Consider the following 17,920-nt stretch of genomic DNA (forward strand, 5'->3'; position numbering starts at 1 on the left):
ACGGGTAGTAAATGCTTTGGGGGCTGAAACAATGCTAAAGACACGTGCAAAATACGGCTTAGGCCAGGTGGTTCGTCATAAAAAACACCCTTTTCGAGGGGTGATTTTTGACGTGGACCCAGAATTTTCGAACACCGAGGAATGGTATCAGGCCATTCCCGAAGACAGCCGCCCGCGGAAAGAGCAACCGTTTTATCACCTGTTGGCTGAGAACGACCAATCCTTCTATGTTGCTTATGTTTCAGAACAAAATCTGGTTGCGGACTATTCTGGTGAGCCTGTTGAGCACCCCGATATTCCCAATATGTTCGGCCCGTTCGAAGACGGCTCGTACCCATTGCATTTCCATCTGAACTAAAGTCGTCCAACCGCGAAGGTCCGCGTTGGTTGGCTCTAGTATCCAAGGGCGCAACCGTCCTTGCGCGGGTCGCTGGCACCCTCCAAAATACCGTCTTCTCGGATTCGGATCGCTTGCGCCCCACCAAGTGGAGTTTCCGGCACTTCGATAGTATGCCCAATTTCTGACAATTGTTTCGCTACATCATCGGGGTAGCCGCGTTCCAGTTTCAGAACCGATCCGTCGAAAAACGCGCGTGGGGCGTTGATGCTCTCTTGTAGCTCAAGGCCGAAATCCCTGAGGTTTGACACAAAACGCGCGTGGCCGGTGGGCTGGTACGCTCCGCCCATCACACCAAAGGGCATCATGACACGGTCGTTTTCGGTCAGCATCCCTGGAATGATCGTGTGCATCGGGCGCTTACCTCCAGCCAACTCGTTTGGATGGCCAGGGTCCAGCGTGAAGCCAGCGCCTCGGTTCTGGAGCAAAATGCCGTACTTCTCCGAGGCGATCCCTGATCCGAAACTATGGAAAATCGAATAGATCATCGAAACCGCCATCTGGTAGCGATCCACAACGGTGATGTAGACGGTGTCCTTGTGAATGGCTTCGGTCAGTGGTGCTGCCGCAGGCATGGCACGTTTCGGATCTATAAGCGCGGCCAGTTTGGCGGCCAGTTCAGGGTCAAGGAAACGCTCTGCACGCGCCATGTGGTCAGGATCCGCGATAAACCGGTTGCGCGCATCATAGGCCAGCTTGGTGGCCTCAGCCTCGATATGCACCCTCTCAGCGCCAAAGGGGTCCATGTTGGCCACGTCAAAATGCTTCAGAATATTGAGCAAAAGAATTGCGGTCGCGCCCTGACCGTTTGGCGGATGTTCGACCAGATCGACCCCTTGATAGGCGCCCTGCATTGGCTGCGTTTCTGTGTATTTCGTGTTTTGAAAATCCTCAGCGGTGTGAACTCCACCCCGAATGGAAAGGGCAGCAATCATGTCCTCGGCAATATCGCCGGAATAAAACGCGTCACGCCCTTCTTTGGCGATCCGACGCAACACTTCGGCCTGACCCGGCGCGCGAAAAATCTGCCCGACTGAGGGGGCTTGCCCGTCGATCAGATAGTGGTCTCGGGCTGGGCCTTGCAAGGTAGCCGCTCCGATCTTCCAATCAAACGCAACGCGGGGTGCAACCGGAACGCCTGCCTCCGCATAGTGAATTGCTGGGGTCAGGATCGCGTCCAACCCCAAGCGCCCTTCCGTTTCTGCCAAATGACAGAAAGCGTCCACGGCACCGGGAATCGTCACTGCATCCGGCCCGTTCAAAGGCACAGATGACACGCCTTGATCGCGCAAAGGCTGTGCCTGCGCGGCAGCCGGAGATCGGCCCGAGCCGTTCAGGGCACGTATTTGATGTTCGCCCGCGCGGTTGAAAAGAACAAAACAATCGCCACCCAAACCGGTCATCTGCGGTTCGCAGATGCCCAACAGGACCGCACCGGCAATCGCTGCGTCCATTGCGTTGCCACCCTGCTCAAGAATGCCGATTGCCGCATTGGCCGCCAGCGGGTGAGAGGTTGCGCACATCCCCTGCGTTGCAAACACTTCTGACCGGCCCGGTTTATGCAAATCCCGCATGGCGAATTCTCTCTCTTTTGAACAAGGGAAAGCTATTCACTGATTGGGGATTGTCCAGAGATTTCAGGGGGAGAAGTTCCTCGGCGCCTTTCACTGGGTGGGGGCTGTGATAATTGGCGCCGAGGGAAGCTATCTGAGCTACGAGTCACTGTATGGCGGTTGTTTGAGGCGCGACAATGTTTCGAAAATGGCGTTATTGTGACCAATTGGGCCTGATTAGGCGTTTTTGCCGAAGTTAAACCTCAGGGACAGCCGGTTGCACCCATCCCGGTGTTCATATCGAATGTCACTGGTAAGCTGATGAATCAGGAACCAGCCAAACCCCCCTTCCGGCAGATCTTGTGTTGTTTCCGCCAGCGGTGCGGGTGTTCCGTCCGGCATTTGTAAACCAGGAAGCGGGTGCCCGGTGTCAGAGATCAGGATGTCCAGCCGATCCCGATCCAGCCGACACGTAACCTGAACATTGGCCGGTGCAATGCCCTTGTATGCGTGTTCCACCACATTGTTGATTGCTTCAGCCAATGCAATCTTAACATCGTCCGATTTATGAGGTGGCAATCCATGGTTTGCCAGACCACTACTAAGCTGCGCGATACCTGCACTTGCTTCTGTGTCTGTGGCCGGGAAGCTTAGTTCCAGACAGGTCTTGTTACAAATTGGCTCCACGCCCATCCACTCCTGCCTTGGTTACGCGTCTGGCGAGGACAGCGCGTCGTCCAGTGTCGCAAACAACCGAAAGACCGTATCCATGCGTGTCAAGCGAAAGACTTTCTCAACCACGGGCTGCGGTCCGGCCAAATCCAGCCTCCTGTCTTTGCCCAATTGTTTCATCGACGCGACAATTGCGCCCAAACCGCTGGAATCAATGAATTCGACGCTGGACAAATCCAGGACAACCCGAATTGCGCCGGTTTCGGTTTCCGACCGCATGTCTTCCTTGAACTGAATGGCCATCGCGGCATCAATCCGATTGGAATGAACGGTGATGATCTGTGTTGCGCCGCTTGATGTGCTGGTCAACCCCATAGTCCGGCACCCTCCAATCAAAAAATTGAGTCGTAGAAATACGCTAGACGCCAATTCTTACCATTCGGTATTCAAGGGCCGTGAAGCAGGAGGAAAACCCGGATGAAAGACGTTGTGATTGCAGGGGCCGCAAGAACGCCAATGGGGGGCTTTCAGGGCATGTTTGACGGAGTTGCCGCGGCTGACCTTGGCGGTGAAGCGATCCGGGCTGCGTTAAGCCAGGCGCGGGCGCAGACCGTTGATGAAGTGCTGATGGGATGTGTGTTGCCAGCAGGTCAGGGTCAAGCCCCTGCGCGTCAGGCTGGTTTTGCTGCTGGGTTAGGGGAAGAGGTCCCGGCAACCACTCTGAACAAGATGTGCGGTTCGGGCATGAAAGCGGCGATGATGGCCTTTGACCAGATTGCGTTGGGTCACGCGGATACAATGGTTGCAGGCGGAATGGAGAGTATGACGAATGCCCCTTACCTGCTGCCCAAAATGCGTGGTGGTGCCCGAATAGGTCATGGTCAGGTGGTCGATCACATGTTCCTCGACGGGCTCGAGGACGCTTATGAGAAAGGCCGCCTGATGGGAACCTTTGCCGAAGACTGTGCTGAAGCCTATCAGTTTACGCGCGAAGCTCAGGATGAGTATGCGCTCCAATCTCTGTCCAATGCCCTTGCGGCGCAGGAAAACGGCGCATTTGAACATGAGGTTGCGCCTGTCACAGTTCGCACGCGAAAAGGTGAGGTTGTGCAGGACACAGACGAACAACCAAAATCCGCCCGCCCTGAAAAGATACCCACCTTGAAGCCCGCGTTTCGTAAGGATGGCACCGTGACGGCTGCCAACTCGTCGTCGATTTCTGACGGTGCTGCTGCGCTTGTTCTGGCTTCGGCCGAAGCTGCCAAAGCCCAAGGGCTGGCGGTGCGCGCCCGTATTTTGGGTCATGCCAGTCACGCGCAAGCGCCCGGACTGTTCACCACTGCGCCGGTTCCGGCCGCACAGAAACTCTTGTCCAGCATCGGTTGGAACAAGGAGGATGTTGATCTTTGGGAGGTCAATGAAGCCTTTGCAGTTGTGCCGATGGCGTTCATGCACGAGATGGGTCTGCCGCGCGACAAAGTGAACGTGAATGGCGGGGCCTGTGCGTTGGGCCATCCTATTGGTGCCTCGGGTGCGCGCATCATGGTGACACTGTTGAACGCGTTGGAAAAGCGAGACCTCAAACGCGGTGTCGCGGCCATCTGCATCGGCGGCGGTGAAGGCACTGCAATTGCGATCGAACGCGTTTGACCCTTCATCTTTTTCCAAATACTCCGGGGGTGCGGGGGTAGCGCCCCCGCGCGGCCCCAATGGATTAGACACGATGAAAACCGATTATGAAACTCTGGCCAAAACCATCGCGGCGTTGACCGAAGGCGAAACGGATCAGGTCGCTTTGATGGCCACGGTTGCGTGCGAAGTGCATCATTCCGATGACCGCTTTGACTGGACCGGATTCTACCGTGTTGTGGAACCCGGTCTGTTGAAAATCGGCCCTTACCAAGGCGGGCATGGGTGCCTTGTCATTCCGTTCGAACGCGGCGTTTGTGGTGCTGCCGCCCGGACGGGTGAAGTGCAGCTCGTCCCAGACGTGGACGCTTTCCCAGGCCATATTGCGTGCGCATCTTCAACCCGGTCCGAACTGGTGTTGCCCGTCCACAATGCTGCCGGTGAAGTGATTGCGGTTTTTGACATCGACAGCGATCAACCGGATGCATTTTCAGTCGATGACGCAGAATACCTGTCGGGGATTCTGTCCAGGACCTTCGCTCAGGTTTAACCAAAGCAGGGCAGGCTTGCGCCTGACTATAGTGCGCCGTGTTTCGGTTTTGCCCGGTACCCGTTAAAATGCCACCGTCCCCAACAGGTTGGAGCAGGCATGGGCCTAGACCAATTCCTCACACGACGCCTTTCGGTTTTTCACTGGAGAGATGAACTCCGGGACCCTTTGTTGCGTGAAAGTCTGGAAGACGAGCTCATCACGATTTTGACCCCAAATGTGCTTAGATCCCTGCCGCCGTCCATGCAGGTGCAGGACCGGGGCATATCTCATTGGATCAATGATCGTTGCGCAGAAAGTGATGTTTTGGTGGTTCGCCAAAGACATGACCGTCATCTGATCGGCCTGATGATACTGGCACTGGATTCTGCCCATAAATCTGTGCAGACGGTCCATCTAGGCTACCTGATTTCTGAAACGGCATGGGGCAAAGGCTATGCCTCAGAGCTTTTGGACGGATTTGTCGCCGCGTGTACTTCGGGCCCAGCCGTTCGCTTGGTCGCGGGGGTTGGACGCGACAACCCGGCCTCTGCCCGCGTTTTGCAAAAATCGGGTTTTACACCCTACCGCGACGACTCGACTGTGGAAACAGAGATTTACGTCCGCGAAATCGGCGCACCGATGGTGCCTTAAGTCCACGAACCGTTCCGTGACAGTGTTCTCCACACAAACTGACAACGTGCATCGCACTTGGCGCAGGTGACCAGATGAAAAAATGCTTGGAAATTTCATCAATTTGCCCCATCGTGAAAAACAGATGTAAAATTTCACGAGATTCGGAGCAACTGTGTGAACAGCCAAGCCCCACAAAGCGCGACATTGGGTGCTGATTTAAGGGCCTTGCGCAAAGCGCGCGGGTTGACCCTGACCGAGATCGCGACCCGCCTTGATCGTTCGGTCGGTTGGCTCAGTCAGGTTGAACGGGACATGTCCGATCCTTCGATCTCGGATCTGCGTCAGATTGCTGAATGCCTTGGCGTGCCGATGTCGATGCTGTTTGCCCATGCAGCGGTTCCGGTTGAGGAAAAGGGTTATGTCGTTCGTGCGGGCACACGTCGTCCCATGGGGTCGGGTGAAGAAGGGTTGATAGAGGAACTGCTTTCGCCTGATCTGACCGATGATTTTGAAATGGTACATTCCACGTTCGAGCCCAACTCGAAGATGCAGACCCCAGCCCATCGCCCGACACAGGAAGTCGGCTACATGATCTCGGGCCGATTGGATCTGACCATCGGGTCGCGGGCTTTCACTGTCGGTCCGGGTGACAGCTTTCGGATCAAACACGAACCTTATCAATGGTCTAACCCCTATGATGAGCCCGCAGTAGCCATCTGGGTCATCGCGCCACCGGTGTACTGATGAGCTTTGAGGCCTGGACCATATTCGCGTTGTTCTGGGTGGTGTTCGTAACCGCCCCAGGCCCGAACGCGGTCAACTGCATCTCAAACGGGATGAGCTTACCGTTTCCCAAAGCAATGCTTGGGGTGCTGGCAATCGTGACGCAAGCCAGCGCGTTCCTGATCCTGTCGGCGCTGGGCATCACCGCACTGATCGCGGCGTCACCGACCGGGTTCTTCGTGGCCAAACTTGTGGGGGCCGCTTTCCTGATTTGGGTCGGCATCCGAGGCTGGATGAACGCTACGAAACCAGCGCCAGCCTCTGAACGCCCTGCGCGGCATGTCTATTTTCACGCGCTGGCGGTGGCGACGATAAATCCCAAAAGCGTGGCAGGGTACCTGGCGGCCTTTTCGCAATTCGTGCAGCCCGACGTGCCGATCTGGCAGCAGATGGGAGTCATCATGCCCACGGCGCTGATCATCACCACGCTCAGTTATACCGGCTTCACCCTACTGGGCGCGCTCATGGGCAAGGCCGCACTAGGGGCTGTGTTCAACATCTGGGTTCGCCGTGTGATGGCGACCTGTTTCATCATCTATGGCGTGTTGCTGGGGGCCAGCTCCACGCCCGCAGCAAGGGGGTAATTGTATGCACACGGGTTCCTGCCTGTGCGGCGCGGTCGCGTTTACCATCGACGGAGAGCTGTCGCCGCCCTCGGCATGCCATTGCGGCCAGTGCCGCAAGCAGTCGGGCCACATCTGGTCCTCGACCTCGACCCATGAGGACAACCTGAGCTTTACCGCCAGCGACACGCTGCGTTGGTTCCGTGCGTCAGATACCGCGCGGCGTGGCTTTTGCAGTGTATGTGGCTCTTTCCTGTTCTGGCAGCACAATGCCGAAGACACGATTTCGATTTCCATGGGTGCGCTCAGCGAACCTACGGGCCTGAAACTCTCAAAGCACATCTTTGTCGCTGACAAAGGTGACTACTACGACATCTCAGACGATCTGCCCCAGCGGGCACAGTAACAGAGGATCAAAACACATGAGTGATTTTCCAACCAAAGCCCGTGTTGTCATCATCGGTGGCGGCGTCGTGGGCTGCTCGTCCCTTTATCATCTGGCCAAGAAGGGCTGGACCGACTGCGTTCTGCTGGAAAAGAACGAGCTGACTGCTGGCTCGACTTGGCACGCGGCGGGCAACGTGCCGACCTTCTCGACCTCATGGGCGATCATGAACATGCAGCGCTACTCGACCGAGCTGTATTCGCGCTTGGCCGAAGAAGTTGACTATCCGATGAACTACCACGTTTCGGGTTCCATTCGTCTGGCGCATAGCAAAGAGCGGATGCAAGAGTTCGAGCGCGCCATGTCCATGGGCCGCTATCAGGGCATCCCGATGGAGATGTGGACCCCGGAACAGGCCAAGGAGCATTATCCGTTCCTTGAGACGCATGACCTTGAGGGCGTGTTGTACGATCCGACCGATGGCGATATCGACCCGGCGCAGCTGACGCAGGCGTTGGCCAAAGGCGCGCGCGATCTGGGCCAGAAGATCATCCGTTTCTGCCCGGGCACCGATGTGACACAGCATGACGATGGCAGCTGGACCGTGCATACGGAAAAGGGCGACATCGCCTGTGACTATGTGGTGAACGCCGCCGGCTACTATGCGCAGCGCGTGGGCGAGATGTTCAAGCCATTCGGCGGCCGCACCGTTCCCGCGATGGTCATGAGCCATCAATACCTGCTGACCGACGAGGTGCCCGAGGTTGAGGCGTGGTCGAAAGAGCATGGCGGCAAGCTGCCGCTGCTGCGCGACGTCGATGTCTCCTACTATCTGCGGCAAGAGAAGAACGGCTTCAACCTCGGCCCCTATGAGCCCAACTGCAAGGGCCACTGGATGACCGAAGACGATCCGATGCCCGAGGATTTCAGCTTCCAGCTTTGGAATGACGATCTGGACCGGATTGAGGATATCGTCACCGACGCCATGGAGCGGGTGCCGCTGATGGCAACCTCGGGCGTTGGACGTGTAATCAACGGTCCGATCCCCTACGCGCCTGATGGCCTGCCGCTGATCGGTCCGATGCCCGGTGTGAAAAACGCTTTTGAGGCACACAGTTTTACCTTTGGCATCGCGCAGGGCGGTGGCGCGGGCAAGGTGCTGGCGGAATGGATCGTTGACGGCGCGACCGAATGGGATATGTGGGCCGTCGATCCACGCCGCTACACCGATTACACCGATCAGGACTATTGCAACCAGAAAGGCATGGAAGTCTACGGCAACGAATACGCCATGCATTTCCCGCACCACGAATGGCCTGCCGCGCGTGACAAAAAGCTGTCGCCGGTTCATGATAAGGTCAAAGCGCTGGGCGGCGTGATGGGCGTTTACAACGGTTGGGAACGCGCCAACTGGTTCGCGCAGCCGGGTGATGACACCACGCTTGAGGCAACGCATACCTGGGGCCGTTCCGGCCCGTGGGAGCAGCGGATCAAAGAAGAATGCGAGGCGGTGCGCGACCATTGCGGCGTGCTTGACCTGCCAGGGTTCTCGCGTTTCATGGTCAAAGGCGAAGGCGCTGCCGAGGCACTGCGTGGCCTAGTAGCTGGTGGATTGCCTAAAGTGGGCCGTATCAATCTGGTCTACATCTCGGATGACCGCGGCCGCATCCTGACAGAGATGTCCTGTCTGCGCCTGGGCGAAGATGAATTCGTCATGATCACTGCCGCGACCGCGCAATGGCATGACCGGGATATTCTGGTGAATGCAATGCCCGCCAGCGTATCGGTTGAGGACGTCACCACAACCCGCGACACACTGATCGTCACCGGCCCGAAATCGCGTGAGATCCTGTCGGGTTTGACCGACGCCGATCTGTCCTCGGGCTGGCTGACCCATCAGGCCGCAACCGTGGCTGGCCAACCGGCCCACCTGATCCGCGTTTCTTTTGCTGGTGAGTTGGGGTGGGAAGTACACGCACTCAACGCGGATATGCCTGCGATCTACGACGCGATCCTCGGTGCAGGGGCCAAGCCGTTCGGCATGTACGCCCTGAACTCGCTGCGCATCGAGAAAGGTTACCGCGCGTGGAAAGGCGACTTGTCGACCGATTACTCGCTGCTCGAAGGGGGGCTGGAGCGGTTCGTCAAACTGGACAAGCCGCAGGACTTCCCCGGCAAGGCCGCGATCCTGAGCGAGAAGCAGCAAGGCGTGAAGAAGTCGTTCGTCACCCTGACTGTTGAGGCTGGTGATTGCGACGCGCCTTACATGTCCTGCATCTGGCAGGGCGATGAGATCGTCGGTGAGACGACGTCGGGTGCATGGGGGTACCGTGTCGGCAAATCCATCGCTCTGGGCATGATCAAGGCTGAGCTTGCGAACCCGGGTACCGAGCTTGAGGTCGAAATCTACGGCCAAAAGTGCCGCGCTGTGGTAGAGCAGGATCAACCGCTTTGGGATCCCGAGAACGAGCGGTTGCGCGCTTAACCTCTTGCGGAGACCGCCATGAGCAAACGATACGCCAAACTGGGGCCCGGCGAGGGCCCCAACTATGACTGGGAAAACGATCATACCTTCGTGAAGGTGTCAGGTCAGGACACAGACGGCGCATACACGCTTATGGAAGACAACTTGAAGGCCAGCTTTGCGCTTGGCCTTCATCGCCATGATACGCACGCCGAAACCTTCTATTTTCTGGAAGGTGAAGTTGACTTCTATGTCGACGGCGACTGGCATCGATGCGGGCAGGGCACCACGATGCATGTGCCACCCGGAGTACCGCACGCGTGCCGCGTTGCAGGTGATGCGCCAGCCAAGATGCTCATGATCTTTCAGCCCTCGGGGTTTGATGGGTTCCTTGCTGAACTTGCAAAGATGACCGAGGCAGACTTTGCGGACGAGGCCAAGATGGCCGAGGTCAATGCGCGCTACGACATTGTTCCCATGGGTCCTGTCCCGCCGCATCCGGATGATGAGGTCTGAGATGGCTATTCCAAAAACCATGTCTGGTGTCTATCTGACGGGTCACGGTGGACCCGAAGTCTTGGAGTGGCGCGAAGATATTCCGGTGCCAAAGCCCGGTCCCGGGCAGGTCCTTGTTCGGGTTGCCGCTGCCGGTGTGAACAACACTGATATCAATACGCGGGTTGGCTGGTATTCGTCGGATGTGACCGGCGCTACGGATGCTGTGGATCAGGACGTCGAAGCCGGCGGGTGGGGTGGCGCCCTACGTTTCCCACGCATTCAGGGTGGGGATCTGTGCGGCATCATCGAGGCAGTGGGCGATAGGGTCCATTTCAGTCCAGGCCAACGCGTGACCTGCCCGATCAACCTGCCGCGTCCGCGTCCCGGTCAGCCTCAGGGCTTTATTGCATTGGGGTCCGAGATCGACGGGGCGTTTGCCCAATACTGTCTGGTAGAGGCGGATGACCTGTACGACGTCAGCGCATCCCCTTTGTCCGACGTTGAAATTGCAGCCATCCCCTGCGCATTTGGGACCGCTGAAAACCTGCTGACCCGCGCAGGGGTCACATCAGGCCAAAAGGTCCTGATCACTGGCGCGTCTGGTGGTGTTGGGATGGCCGCTGTGCAGCTTGCTGCGTTGCGTGGGGCCACTGTCTGGGGCGTGACGGGGTCCGCAAAGGCTGAGGTCGTGAAATCCCAAGGTGCCGCAGGAACCTTCGAGCGTGATGAACCGTTGCCGCATGACATGTTCGACGTGGTGATTGATGTGGTTGGTGGGCCCGCGTGGGCATCGTTGATCCTGTCGCTGAAACCCGGTGGGCATTACGCCGTATCAGGCGCAATTGCCGGCCCGATGGTGCAGGCGGATCTTAGGGATATCTACTTGCGCGACATAACCATTCATGGCTGTACGCATCAGACACCCGAAGTATTTGGCCGCCTTGTCGAATTGATGAATGCCGGGCGCATCCGGCCATTGATCTCGCGCACCTATCCGTTAAGGGACATCGCACTGGCGCAATCGGATTTTCAATCCAAGACCTTTCCGGGCAAGCTGGTGCTGATCCCCTGAGGAGCAATGACATGACAGATATCACCCTCTTGGATGGTTCAATCGGCCAGGAATTGGTCAAACGCAGCGGGGATACGCCAACAGCGCTTTGGTCAACTCGGGTCATGATTGATCGCCCCGAGCTGGTGCGCGAAGTACACGAAGAGTATTTCAGGTGCGGCGCGACAATAGCGACAACGAATACCTATGCGGTTCACCGGTCCCGATTGCGGTTCGAAGACATCGAAGATCAGTTGGAACCCCTCGTTGATGCGGCCTTGTCACAAGCACAAGCCGCGTGCATTGGAACAAAGGGGCGCGTCGCGGGTTCTCTGGGGCCTTTGTTGGCCACATACAGGCCCGACCTGAAGCCCGACCCAATCGATGCGGGCGAAAAATTTGCGGAACTGGTAAGCCTTATGGCGGATCGGGTGGATCTGTTTCTCATCGAGACGGTGTCCTCTGTGCTTGAAGCCGAAGGCGCGCTGCGGGGAACATCGGGATGTGGCAAGCCGGTTTGGTTGTCTCTTTCCGTCAACGATGACGACGGCACCCGTCTCAGGTCGGGTGAGCCCCTGGCGGACATAGCGCCGTTGGTCAAAACGTACGCGCCGGATGCGCTGTTGATCAATTGCTCGCGCCCCGAAGCGATCCCAGCAGCGTTGGACATCCTGTCCAGCATGTCCTTGCCATTTGGGGCCTATGCAAATGGGTTCACGCATATCTCGGCCGGGTTTCTTGAAGATGCGCCAACAGTTGATGCGCTGGAACAACGCCATGATCTTGGGCCCCATGCATACGCGGATCACGTCATGGCATGGATTGATCAGGGGGCAACGATTGTCGGCGGATGCTGTGAAATCGGACCGGAGCACATCGAAACGCTCGCCACCCGGTTGCGGGCAGCCGGACACAACATCGTCTGAGCACGAAGATGACAGGTGAGACGGCGCAAAAAGGCTTGAAGCAAAAGATCCGGCATTTCGACATTCTTGTCGCGCCGGGGTTTGTGTTGCTTGAACTCGCCTCGCTTGTGGATGTTCTGCGGGTGGCAAACCGGGTCTGTGCCTCGCCGCCTTTCACCTATACCTACCGGTCTTTGCGCGGTGGCGATATTGCCAGCAGCAGTGACGCTTTTGTTTCGACCTCAACGGTACCATCGCAACCTACGGCTGACTATTTGTTCGTCATCGGCAACACGGACCCGGATCAGCCAGACCTGTCGTTGGGCCGTATTGTGTCGGACTATACTTTCCGTGGCGCACAGGTCTTTTTGCTGTCTGAAGCGGCCAGTCGTTACATAAAAGAACAGGGCACGGAAGATTTGGCAACCCATTGGGAAAATGCCTCGTTCCTGCGTGAACGCGGTGCCCGGTTCGAGGCGAAGCTTTTGATCGCGACCGAGATCGGACCCGTAGTGACCTGTGCCGGTATGAGCGCCACGGCAGACATTGCACTGTCGGTTATCGGGCGACACATCTCGGGGCCAGCCAAAATGACGGTCGCCGATATCATGCTGCATGAGCAGATTCGCGATTTCTCATCCATGCAGCCGTTTTCCGGGGCAAAAACCACAGCCACCGGCGACGCCAAGCTGGATCAGTGCATTAAGCTGATGCAAGAGAATATTGAGGAACCCTTGCCAATCCGCCAGATTGTCGAGGACTTGAACCTGTCAAATCGGTCACTGGAACGTAAGTTCAAATCCTTCTTCGGCACAACTCCCAACGGGTTCTATCGCGAAATGCGTTTGGCCAAGGCCAATAACCTTCTGATGAACACAACAATGAGCGTACGCGAGATTGGGATGGCTTGCGGATTTCCCAACGGGTTTTCATCTGTTTACAAAAGCTTTTTCGGGGTCACGCCATTTGTCATGAGACGGGACAGGCGTCAGACCACACAAAGATGATTTTCTCTGACATCGCGACGCTTTTGATGCATTTCTTGTCGATCCTTCGTGGCATTCTACCCCAAACCAAACACTAGCGGAGTCGTCACAATGGTTGATCTTCCCAGCAAGGCCCGAGTGGTCATTATTGGCGGCGGCGTCATCGGATGCTCGGTCGCCTATCACCTGACCAAAAAGGGCTGGAAAGATGTCGTGCTGCTTGAACGTAAACAGCTGACCAGTGGCACAACCTGGCACGCGGCCGGTCTGATCGCGCAGTTGCGGGCCACAGCAAACATGACCAAGCTGGCGAAGTACAGCCAGGAGCTTTACGGTTCTTTGGAAGAAGAAACCGGTGTTGCCACCGGGTTCAAACGCTGCGGTTCTATCACCGTCGCCCTGACCGAAGAGCGCAAGGAAGAGATCTACCGTCAGGCGGCCATGGCCCGCGCCTTTGGCGTTGAGGTCGACGAAATTTCAAATGAGCGGGTGCAAGAACTGTACCCACACATCAATCTCGACGGTATCAAAGGGGCCGTTTACCTGCCGCTGGACGGGCAGGGCGATCCCGCCAATATCGCTCTGGCGCTGGCTAAGGGTGCGCGCCAGCGCGGCGCTGTTGTGAAGGAACGGGTTAAAGTCACAGACATCGTCAAGCAGGGCCGTACTGTCACCGGGGTGGATTGGGTCGCGGATGACGGCAGTGCCTCGGGCCACATCGAATGCGACATGGTGGTGAACTGCGCCGGGATGTGGGGTCATGAGGTTGGCCGCATGGCGGGCACCAACGTGCCGCTTCATGCGTGCGAGCATTTCTATATCGTGACCGAAAATATCGATGGTCTGACCCAACTGCCAGTGCTGCGCGTGCCTGACGAATGCGCGTATTACAAAGAAGATGCAGGTAAAATCCTGCTGGGTGCGTTCGAACCCAACGCTAAACCCTGGGCAATGGACGGCATCCCGGACACGTTCGAATTCGATCAACTCCCCGAAGATTTCGATCATTTTGAGCCGATCCTCGAAGCCGCATGTGAACGGATGCCGATGCTGGCCGAAGCCGGTATTCACACTTTCTTCAACGGCCCGGAATCGTTCACTCCGGACGACGCTTACCATCTGGGTCTGGCGCCTGAGATGGATAATGTATGGGTCGCCGCCGGGTTCAATTCGATCGGCATCCAATCCGCCGGTGGTGCGGGCATGGCGCTGGCTGAATGGATGGACACAGGCGAGAAACCCTTTGACCTTGGCGACGTAGACGTCAGCCGGATGCAGCCGTTTCAGGGTAACAAAAAGTACCTCTTCGAACGCTCGAAAGAGACGCTGGGGCTGCTCTATGCAGACCACTTCCCCTATCGCCAAAAAGCCACTGCGCGCGGCGTGCGCCGGACGCCGTTCCACCACCACCTTCTGGAACAGGGGGCCGTCATGGGCGAGCTGGCCGGCTGGGAACGCGCCAACTGGTTCGCGAATGAAGGACAGGAACGGGAATACCAGTACAGCTGGAAGCGCCAGAACTGGATCGAAAACTCGGCTGCTGAACACCGCGCGGTGCGCGAGAATGTCGGCATGTATGACATGTCGTCTTTCGGCAAGATCCGAGTCGAAGGTCCCGATGCCGAGAAGTTCATGAATTATATCGGCGGCGGCGACTACTCGGTACCTACTGGCAAGATCGTCTACACGCAGTTTCTGAACCGCACAGGCGGGATTGAGGCGGACGTCACCGTTACGCGCCAGACCGAAACCGCTTATCTGGTTGTGACCCCCGCTGCGACCCGTCTGGCAGATCAAACATGGATGATGCGCAACGCGGGCAATTTCAATGTGGTGATCACGGATGTCACGGCGGGTGAAGGTGTTCTGGCTGTCATGGGGCCCAACTCGCGCGCTTTGCTCGAGAAAGTATCGCCCAACGATTTCACCAACGCGGCCAACCCCTTCGGCACTGCGCAGGAGATCGAGATCGGTATGGGCCTGGCGCGTGCTCATCGCGTCACCTATGTGGGCGAGCTTGGATGGGAGATCTATGTCTCTGCGGACATGGCAGGCCATGTATTCGAAACCTTCCTTGAGGCCGGGCAGGATATGGGGCTGAAGCTGTGCGGTATGCACATGATGGACAGCTGCAGGATCGAAAAAGGCTTTCGCCATTTTGGCCATGACATCACCTGCGAGGATCACGTGGTTGATGCGGGCTTGGGCTTTGCCGTCAAGGTCGACAAAGGCAGCGACTTCATAGGACGGGAAGCGGTGATTGCGCGCAAGGAAAGCGGCCCTAAAAACCGGCTGGTGCAGTTCAAGTTGACTGACGCTGAGCCGTTGCTGTTCCACAACGAGCCGATTGTCCGCGATGGCGAATATGTGGGTTACCTGAGTTCAGGCAACTATGGCCACACGTTGGGCGGTGCCATTGGTCTGGGCTATGTCCCGTGCGAAGGCGAAAAGGCTGCGGACGTTCTGGCATCTTCTTACGAGATCGATGTCTGTGGGGTGAAGGTTAAAGCGGAAGCTTCGCTCAAGCCGATGTACGACCCGAAATCAGAGCGTGTGAAAGTCTGACATGCGAGAGGGGGGCTCTGCCCCCGCCGCCCGTTCCGGGCGACTCCCCCGAGGTATTTAGGGCCAGATGAATGAGGGATCCCTTGTTCATCTGGCTAAAATACCTCGGAGCGCGAGGCAGCGCCTCGCTGCGCCAACATGAGTTTCAACGCGGCATCCGAGATCGACCCATCACTATTCGTTATGTGTTACTTCAACGTTTTCAGAGTTTTCAAGCTGATGTGAACTGCCGTAAATGTGTCCGGTATCAACCGGAGATTTGCTGTGGCCGACACGCCCATTCCCTCTCAGAATTCCGACACACCTAAGGGTCTGGCGCTGGCGGTAACCGCATATGTCCTTTGGGGATTTTTGCCGCTCTACCTGAAAGCGCTGGACCATATTGGCCCAGTCGAAGTCGTGGCCCATCGCATCATCTGGTCTGTTCCGGTGGCCGGGTTGTTGTTGGTCATTTTGGGGCGCACTCGCGACCTCAAGGCAGCGCTCGGAAATCCGAAGATGCTGGGAATGGCGGCTTTGACAGCTGCTTTGATTACTGTGAACTGGGCGATTTATGTTTGGGCGATCTCAACCGGTCATGCTTTGGATGCCGCGCTTGGATATTACATCAACCCGCTGTTCAGCATTGCACTTGGCGCGATTTTGCTGCGTGAGCCACTGACACGCATGCAGCTGATTGCCGTGGGTCTGGCCTCATTAGGTGTTTTGGTTCTGGTGTTTGAGGCCGGCCGTTTGCCATGGGCTGCGCTTGGCCTGATGGTCAGTTGGGGGTTCTATGCGTTTTTCAAACGATCCCTGCCAATCGGACCAAATCAAGGGTTCCTGCTTGAGGTGCTGATCCTTTTGATCCCGGCTTTGGTCTACGTCACATTTTTGGGCGTGCAGGGTACGGGGCACTTTGGCGTGGGACTGTCAGATACTTTGCTGTTGTCCTGCGCCGGAGTCGTGACGGCTGTGCCTCTGCTGGTTTATGCAAACGGGGCCAAGTTGGTTCGGTTGTCAACGATGGGTATCCTGCAATACATCGCACCAACCATGATTTTCGTGACAGCAATCACTGTGTTTGGCGAAAAGATCGACACCGGTCGGATGATCGCTTTCCCGCTGATCTGGGCGGCGTTGATTGTTTATTCGATCCCGATGATCCGGCAAACGCGGGCTCAGGCCTGACGCAACAGCTGTGCCGCGGCATCTGCCCAAAGGGCGTAGGCGTGTGGACTGGGATGATAGCCGTCCGGGGCAGCAAGCGCCGGGTCATCCGGCAGATCGAGTTTCAGATGCCGGACATGGGGGTAGGCCGACACAACCTGCTGCAGCGCCTGATCCAGCCGGGCCGCCTGACGGCCGAGGACCCAGGCCAAAGGATGGGACAAGGCTGGGAACCTGTTCATCTGTGGAACGCCGGTTACGACAATGCGTCGTGCTCCCAGATCGTTGGACAGAGCAGTGATAAGCTGCGTTTGGCGGTATGCAAATTGTCGGGATGTAACGGCACGGGTCACATCATTGACGCCTAAGGCCGTGACAACTGCGTCGAACTCCCCCTGCAGGCTTTTCAGGCGGTAGAGTGTGTCCAGTGTTGTGTGCCCCGTGGTTGCTTCCAATTGCCACTCGACCGAATAATGTTTGGCCAGCCGGTCAACCAGCTGCCCTGACAGAGCCTGCGCTTGGGTTCCGGCCCCAACACCAGCCGCCGAGCTGTCGCCACAGATGAGCAGGCGCAGGCGTGGTCCGCGACCTGATCGGCCATTCCGCGGGCCCGTCGGCTCTGGCAACATCTGAGCGTTGCGCCGGACTGAAAGCCCCTGCGCTGCCAGAACCGGCAGCAGGGGAATGCGCAGGACCTGATCGGCTGCAATCAAACCGCGCATGGTCAGCTCAGGGCGTCTTTGAACTTGAGAAACCGTGCATCGGTCATCACGCGCGCCATCATCGCCTCTCGTAGTGCACCCACTGTCTTATAGGGGCGCATCGCGACCTCGAAGGTTTGAATCAAACCGTCGTCGTTTAGCGTGATCAGATCCACCCCGATCCCGTCAAGATCCCCGACCTTGCACTGGAATTCCAACGCCCAGTCTTTTCCCTCGCCCATGATGCGGCGATAGCGGAAGTCTGAAAACACCTGACCAACATGTCCCAGAACGGCGGCCACCGGCGCGCGCCCGGTCCAGGTGCTGTAGTAGGTTGGCGGCAGGAACCGGACATCCTCGGCCAGAAGCGCGTGGATCAGGGCTTCATCGCCGTTGGCGACAACCTCTTGCATTCGTTCGATGGTCGGGTGCATGTCGTTTCCTCCTGTGTCGA

At 57.5% G+C, this 17,920-nt stretch carries 19 protein-coding genes; 14 read left to right on the forward strand and 5 right to left on the reverse strand.

Features of this window, described 5'->3' with window-relative positions; translation table 11 throughout:
- The first annotated feature begins 31 nt into the window (after positions 1–31).
- The gene (gene hspQ, locus ACR3EH_RS12825; protein ID WP_117872061.1) at positions 32–358 is read left to right on the forward strand and encodes a heat shock protein HspQ; all 327 of its coding nucleotides are present in this window, start codon (positions 32–34) and stop codon (positions 356–358) included.
- 35 nt (positions 359–393) lie between these two features.
- Here hspQ and ACR3EH_RS12830 read toward each other — a convergent pair whose 3' ends face one another.
- The 3 genes from ACR3EH_RS12830 to ACR3EH_RS12840 all read right to left on the reverse strand — a co-directional run bounded on the left by ACR3EH_RS12830 (position 394) and on the right by ACR3EH_RS12840 (position 2,997).
- Positions 394–1,971 carry a gamma-glutamyltransferase family protein gene (locus tag ACR3EH_RS12830; protein ID WP_171648374.1) on the reverse strand — a complete coding sequence of 526 codons (1,578 nt, stop codon included), beginning with the start codon at positions 1,969–1,971 and terminating at the stop codon, positions 394–396.
- A 216-nt stretch (positions 1,972–2,187) separates the two neighbouring features.
- On the reverse strand, positions 2,188–2,637 hold the full coding sequence (locus ACR3EH_RS12835) for an ATP-binding protein (RefSeq protein WP_371732090.1): 450 nt from the start codon (positions 2,635–2,637) through the stop codon (positions 2,188–2,190).
- 21 nt (positions 2,638–2,658) lie between these two features.
- The gene (locus tag ACR3EH_RS12840; protein ID WP_171648378.1) at positions 2,659–2,997 is read right to left on the reverse strand and encodes an STAS domain-containing protein; all 339 of its coding nucleotides are present in this window, start codon (positions 2,995–2,997) and stop codon (positions 2,659–2,661) included.
- A 102-nt stretch (positions 2,998–3,099) separates the two neighbouring features.
- Here ACR3EH_RS12840 and ACR3EH_RS12845 point away from each other — a divergent pair, with 102 nt between their 5' ends.
- The 13 genes from ACR3EH_RS12845 to rarD all read left to right on the forward strand — a co-directional run bounded on the left by ACR3EH_RS12845 (position 3,100) and on the right by rarD (position 16,786).
- Complete coding sequence (locus tag ACR3EH_RS12845) at positions 3,100–4,272, forward strand: thiolase family protein (RefSeq protein WP_171648380.1); 1,173 nt, start codon at positions 3,100–3,102, stop codon at positions 4,270–4,272.
- Between the two features lie 73 nt (positions 4,273–4,345).
- Positions 4,346–4,801 carry a GAF domain-containing protein gene (locus ACR3EH_RS12850; RefSeq protein ID WP_171648382.1) on the forward strand — a complete coding sequence of 152 codons (456 nt, stop codon included), beginning with the start codon at positions 4,346–4,348 and terminating at the stop codon, positions 4,799–4,801.
- Positions 4,802–4,900: 99 nt separating this feature from the next.
- On the forward strand, positions 4,901–5,434 hold the full coding sequence (locus ACR3EH_RS12855; RefSeq protein WP_171648384.1) for a GNAT family N-acetyltransferase: 534 nt from the start codon (positions 4,901–4,903) through the stop codon (positions 5,432–5,434).
- Between the two features lie 156 nt (positions 5,435–5,590).
- Positions 5,591–6,160, forward strand: coding sequence for a helix-turn-helix domain-containing protein (locus tag ACR3EH_RS12860; protein WP_171095880.1), 570 nt, complete (start codon positions 5,591–5,593; stop codon positions 6,158–6,160).
- On the forward strand, positions 6,160–6,783 hold the full coding sequence (locus ACR3EH_RS12865) for a LysE family translocator (protein WP_171676442.1): 624 nt from the start codon (positions 6,160–6,162) through the stop codon (positions 6,781–6,783). Before ACR3EH_RS12860 ends, ACR3EH_RS12865 begins: the two co-directional genes overlap by 1 nt.
- 4 nt (positions 6,784–6,787) lie before the next feature.
- Positions 6,788–7,168 carry a GFA family protein gene (locus ACR3EH_RS12870; protein WP_171188666.1) on the forward strand — a complete coding sequence of 127 codons (381 nt, stop codon included), beginning with the start codon at positions 6,788–6,790 and terminating at the stop codon, positions 7,166–7,168.
- A gap of 16 nt (positions 7,169–7,184) precedes the next feature.
- The gene (locus tag ACR3EH_RS12875; protein WP_171676440.1) at positions 7,185–9,632 is read left to right on the forward strand and encodes a GcvT family protein; all 2,448 of its coding nucleotides are present in this window, start codon (positions 7,185–7,187) and stop codon (positions 9,630–9,632) included.
- An 18-nt stretch (positions 9,633–9,650) separates the two neighbouring features.
- The gene (locus tag ACR3EH_RS12880; RefSeq protein WP_171188668.1) at positions 9,651–10,127 is read left to right on the forward strand and encodes a cupin domain-containing protein; all 477 of its coding nucleotides are present in this window, start codon (positions 9,651–9,653) and stop codon (positions 10,125–10,127) included.
- Between the two features lies 1 nt (position 10,128).
- Complete coding sequence (locus ACR3EH_RS12885) at positions 10,129–11,181, forward strand: alcohol dehydrogenase family protein (RefSeq protein ID WP_171188669.1); 1,053 nt, start codon at positions 10,129–10,131, stop codon at positions 11,179–11,181.
- Positions 11,182–11,192: 11 nt separating this feature from the next.
- Positions 11,193–12,086 (forward strand): homocysteine S-methyltransferase family protein, encoded by an 894-nt coding sequence (locus ACR3EH_RS12890; protein ID WP_171188670.1) that lies wholly within the window; start codon positions 11,193–11,195, stop codon positions 12,084–12,086.
- A gap of 8 nt (positions 12,087–12,094) precedes the next feature.
- Positions 12,095–13,072 carry a GlxA family transcriptional regulator gene (locus ACR3EH_RS12895; protein ID WP_171676438.1) on the forward strand — a complete coding sequence of 326 codons (978 nt, stop codon included), beginning with the start codon at positions 12,095–12,097 and terminating at the stop codon, positions 13,070–13,072.
- Positions 13,073–13,162: 90 nt separating this feature from the next.
- Entirely contained in the window at positions 13,163–15,616 is a 2,454-nt protein-coding gene (locus ACR3EH_RS12900) for a GcvT family protein (RefSeq protein WP_171188674.1), read from the forward strand.
- 264 nt (positions 15,617–15,880) lie between these two features.
- The gene (gene rarD / locus ACR3EH_RS12905) at positions 15,881–16,786 is read left to right on the forward strand and encodes an EamA family transporter RarD (protein ID WP_171188676.1); all 906 of its coding nucleotides are present in this window, start codon (positions 15,881–15,883) and stop codon (positions 16,784–16,786) included.
- Here rarD and ACR3EH_RS12910 read toward each other — a convergent pair.
- Both ACR3EH_RS12910 and ACR3EH_RS12915 read right to left on the reverse strand, forming a co-directional pair.
- Positions 16,777–17,487 carry an SGNH/GDSL hydrolase family protein gene (locus ACR3EH_RS12910; RefSeq protein WP_171188678.1) on the reverse strand — a complete coding sequence of 237 codons (711 nt, stop codon included), beginning with the start codon at positions 17,485–17,487 and terminating at the stop codon, positions 16,777–16,779. The two genes, rarD and ACR3EH_RS12910, sit on opposite strands and share 10 nt — an antisense overlap.
- 2 nt (positions 17,488–17,489) lie before the next feature.
- Positions 17,490–17,900, reverse strand: coding sequence for a nuclear transport factor 2 family protein (locus ACR3EH_RS12915; RefSeq protein WP_171188680.1), 411 nt, complete (start codon positions 17,898–17,900; stop codon positions 17,490–17,492).
- Positions 17,901–17,920 lie beyond the last annotated feature (20 nt).

It is taken from the genome of Ruegeria sp. BG7, from assembly GCF_056535685.1.

What these genes read in the sequence shown, in the direction of transcription:
- hspQ (WP_117872061.1), top strand. Translation starts at nt 32, where the DNA reads ATGCTAAAGACACGTGCAAAATACGGCTTAGGCCAGGTGGTTCGTCAT.
- ACR3EH_RS12830 (WP_171648374.1), bottom strand. Translation starts at nt 1,971, where the DNA reads ATGCGGGATTTGCATAAACCGGGCCGGTCAGAAGTGTTTGCAACGCAG.
- ACR3EH_RS12840 (WP_171648378.1), bottom strand. Translation starts at nt 2,997, where the DNA reads ATGGGGTTGACCAGCACATCAAGCGGCGCAACACAGATCATCACCGTT.
- ACR3EH_RS12845 (WP_171648380.1), top strand. Translation starts at nt 3,100, where the DNA reads ATGAAAGACGTTGTGATTGCAGGGGCCGCAAGAACGCCAATGGGGGGC.
- ACR3EH_RS12850 (WP_171648382.1), top strand. Translation starts at nt 4,346, where the DNA reads ATGAAAACCGATTATGAAACTCTGGCCAAAACCATCGCGGCGTTGACC.
- ACR3EH_RS12855 (WP_171648384.1), top strand. Translation starts at nt 4,901, where the DNA reads ATGGGCCTAGACCAATTCCTCACACGACGCCTTTCGGTTTTTCACTGG.
- ACR3EH_RS12865 (WP_171676442.1), top strand. Translation starts at nt 6,160, where the DNA reads ATGAGCTTTGAGGCCTGGACCATATTCGCGTTGTTCTGGGTGGTGTTC.
- ACR3EH_RS12870 (WP_171188666.1), top strand. Translation starts at nt 6,788, where the DNA reads ATGCACACGGGTTCCTGCCTGTGCGGCGCGGTCGCGTTTACCATCGAC.
- ACR3EH_RS12875 (WP_171676440.1), top strand. Translation starts at nt 7,185, where the DNA reads ATGAGTGATTTTCCAACCAAAGCCCGTGTTGTCATCATCGGTGGCGGC.
- ACR3EH_RS12880 (WP_171188668.1), top strand. Translation starts at nt 9,651, where the DNA reads ATGAGCAAACGATACGCCAAACTGGGGCCCGGCGAGGGCCCCAACTAT.
- ACR3EH_RS12885 (WP_171188669.1), top strand. Translation starts at nt 10,129, where the DNA reads ATGGCTATTCCAAAAACCATGTCTGGTGTCTATCTGACGGGTCACGGT.
- ACR3EH_RS12890 (WP_171188670.1), top strand. Translation starts at nt 11,193, where the DNA reads ATGACAGATATCACCCTCTTGGATGGTTCAATCGGCCAGGAATTGGTC.
- ACR3EH_RS12895 (WP_171676438.1), top strand. Translation starts at nt 12,095, where the DNA reads ATGACAGGTGAGACGGCGCAAAAAGGCTTGAAGCAAAAGATCCGGCAT.
- ACR3EH_RS12900 (WP_171188674.1), top strand. Translation starts at nt 13,163, where the DNA reads ATGGTTGATCTTCCCAGCAAGGCCCGAGTGGTCATTATTGGCGGCGGC.
- ACR3EH_RS12910 (WP_171188678.1), bottom strand. Translation starts at nt 17,487, where the DNA reads ATGCGCGGTTTGATTGCAGCCGATCAGGTCCTGCGCATTCCCCTGCTG.
- ACR3EH_RS12915 (WP_171188680.1), bottom strand. Translation starts at nt 17,900, where the DNA reads ATGCACCCGACCATCGAACGAATGCAAGAGGTTGTCGCCAACGGCGAT.